We start from the raw sequence: 2739 nt of genomic DNA, 5'->3' as shown, positions 1-2739 counted from the left end.
CCGCCTCCGTTCTGTGACGAGGCGTACTGTCGACACCTATGAGCAATGCCGCGTCCTCCGCACGTCTCGACTCCGCGCCGGTCGTTGTGGCGCAGCTTGGCATGATCGGTTATCTCGAAGCCTGGGAGCGTCAGCGCGAGCTCGCTGCCGAGCGTGCAGACGGCATCGGCGCCGACACCCTTCTCCTTCTCGAGCACCCACCCGTGTACACCGCGGGCAGGCGGACCGAGGACTCCGACCGGCCCTCCGACGGCACCCCCGTCATCGATGTCGATCGGGGCGGGAAGATCACCTGGCACGGTCCCGGTCAGCTCGTCGGCTACCCGATCATCCGGCTCGCCGCGCCGATCGACGTCGTCGACTACGTCCGGCGGATCGAGCAGGCACTGATCACGGTATGCACCGACATGGGTCTGGTGTGCGGGCGCGTCGAAGGCCGCTCCGGGGTATGGCTGCCCGCGGAATTGCGCGACGGGCGGTGGCTGGCCGAACGGAAGATCGCCGCCATCGGCATCCGGGTACAGCGCGGTGTCGCGATGCACGGGTTCTCCCTCAACTGCGACTCCGCTCTCGACGCCTTCGACTCGATCGTCCCGTGCGGTATCCGCGATGCCGGAGTCGCGTCTCTCACGGGCGAACTGGGCCGCGACGTGCCGGTGCACGAGGTGATCCCGGCGGTGACCGAAGCGGTCGTCGCCGCGCTCGACGGCCGACTTCCCGTCACCGAGTGCAACATCGAACGGGTCACCTTCGAACAGGCCGTCTCGGCCGCTGCACCGAACTCGACCAGGCCGGAGTTCACTGCTCACCGGTTCTGACATGCCCACACCCGGAAGAAGTTTCACCCGGCGCTCCGGCGTACCATCGATGGCGTGACTGTCGCCCCAGAAGGACGCAAGCTGCTGCGGATCGAGACCCGGAACGCGCAGACGCCCATCGAACGTAAGCCCAATTGGATCAAGACCCGCGCCAAGATGGGACCGGAGTACACCGACCTCAAAGGCCTCGTGCGGCGTGAAGGCCTGCACACGGTCTGCGAAGAAGCCGGATGCCCCAACATCTACGAATGCTGGGAAGACCGCGAGGCCACCTTCCTCATCGGCGGTGAGCAGTGCACCCGCCGATGCGACTTCTGCCAGATCGACACGGGCAAGCCCACCGCGCTCGACCGCGACGAACCGCGTCGCGTCGCCGAATCGGTCCAGTCGATGGGATTGCGTTACTCGACGATCACCGGTGTCGCCCGAGACGATCTTCCGGACGGCGGCGCCTGGCTGTACGCCGAAACTGTCCGCAAGATCCACGAGCTCAATCCGGGAACCGGCGTCGAGAACCTGATCCCGGATTTCAACGGCAAGCCGGATCTGCTGCAGGAAGTCTTCGAGTCGCGGCCGGAGGTCCTCGCGCACAACGTCGAGACCGTCCCGCGCATCTTCAAGCGAATCCGTCCCGCGTTCCGTTACCAGCGGTCCCTCGACGTGATCACCGCTGCCCGCGAGTTCGGGCTGGTCACCAAGTCCAACCTGATTCTCGGTATGGGCGAGACTCCCGACGAGGTCACCGAGGCACTACACGATCTCCATGACGCCGGCTGCGACATCATCACGATCACGCAGTACCTGCGCCCGTCACCTCGGCATCACCCCGTCGAGCGGTGGGTCAAGCCCGAGGAATTCGTGACCCACTCCGAGATGGCCGAGAAGATCGGCTTCGCCGGTGTGATGGCCGGACCGCTCGTACGCTCGTCGTATCGCGCCGGTCGCCTGTACGCGCAGGCAATGGCTCACCACGGTCGTGAACTGCCCGCCGATCAGGCACATCTCGCGCAGGGAGGCACCGCAAGCCAGGAAGCCAGCTCGGTTCTCGCCCGATTCGGCAGCTAGAAACCGGACGGGTACCCGCGGTGGCAAGCGGTTCACCGCGGGGAAAGTATCCTGGTAGTCATGGCGAAGGGCAGCAAGACCGACAAGGAAGCGAAGGCAGCGGCGAAAGCCGCTCGCAAGCAGGCATCGAAGGAGCGCCGCACACAGCTGTGGCAGGCCTTCCAGATTCAGCGCAAGGAAGACAAGGCGCTTCTGCCGTGGATGATCGGTGCGCTCGTCGCGTCGATCGTCGTGTTCTTCGTGATCGGGCTGATCTTCAGCATCCAGTGGTTCCTGTTGCCGATCGGCATCCTCGTCGGTGTCCTCGCAGCATTCATCATCTTCGGGCGTCGCGTTCAGAAGACCGTCTACAAGAAGGCCGACGGTCAGGCGGGCGCAGCAGCGTGGGCCCTCGACAATCTCCAGGGTTCGTGGCGTGTCTCGCAGGCCGTCGCCGGCACCACCCACCTCGACGCACTGCACCGGGTCATCGGCCGGCCGGGGGTCATCCTCGTCGGTGAAGGCAACGCCGGTCGGATCAAGCCTCTGATGTCGCAAGAGAAGAAGCGCGTGGCCCGTCTCGTCGGCGACACTCCCATCTACGAATTCATCGTCGGCAACGACGAGGGTCAGGTCCCGCTGCCACAGCTGCAGAAGCAGTTGAACAAGCTTCCCCGCAACATCGATACCAAGCGGATGGATGCGATCGAAGGCCGTCTCTCGGCTCTGAGCACCAAGAAGAGCGGCCCCGCGATGCCGAAGGGTCCGCTTCCTGCGGGCGCGAAGATGCGGAGCGTGCAGCGCACCATGCGCCGCCGCTGATCCACTGAAGTCAACCTGCTGAGGTTTCCAATGGCTGAGGGTCGCCGTCCCGATC

The 2739-nt window shown here is 65.2% G+C and carries 3 protein-coding genes; all 3 read left to right on the top strand.

What is annotated here, in order from left to right; genetic code table 11:
• Nucleotides 1–38: 38 nt before the first annotated feature.
• The 3 genes from lipB to ACFWB0_RS25550 are packed head-to-tail and all read left to right on the top strand — an operon-like array spanning nucleotide 39 to nucleotide 2684.
• Entirely contained in the window at nucleotides 39–818 is a 780-nt protein-coding gene (gene lipB, locus ACFWB0_RS25560) for a lipoyl(octanoyl) transferase LipB (RefSeq protein WP_378493199.1), read from the top strand.
• A 54-nt stretch (nucleotides 819–872) separates the two neighbouring features.
• A complete protein-coding gene (lipA, locus tag ACFWB0_RS25555; protein ID WP_378493198.1) occupies nucleotides 873–1883 on the top strand; it encodes a lipoyl synthase in 1011 nt (336 codons plus the stop codon).
• A 60-nt stretch (nucleotides 1884–1943) separates the two neighbouring features.
• Complete coding sequence (locus tag ACFWB0_RS25550) at nucleotides 1944–2684, top strand: DUF4191 domain-containing protein (RefSeq protein ID WP_378493197.1); 741 nt, start codon at nucleotides 1944–1946, stop codon at nucleotides 2682–2684.
• Nucleotides 2685–2739: the final 55 nt, after the last annotated feature.

This window comes from Rhodococcus sp. NPDC060086, from assembly GCF_042730275.1.
In the GTDB taxonomy this organism is placed as follows: domain Bacteria; phylum Actinomycetota; class Actinomycetes; order Mycobacteriales; family Mycobacteriaceae; genus Rhodococcus.
This window is presented reverse-complemented; position numbering and strand designations above follow the sequence as displayed.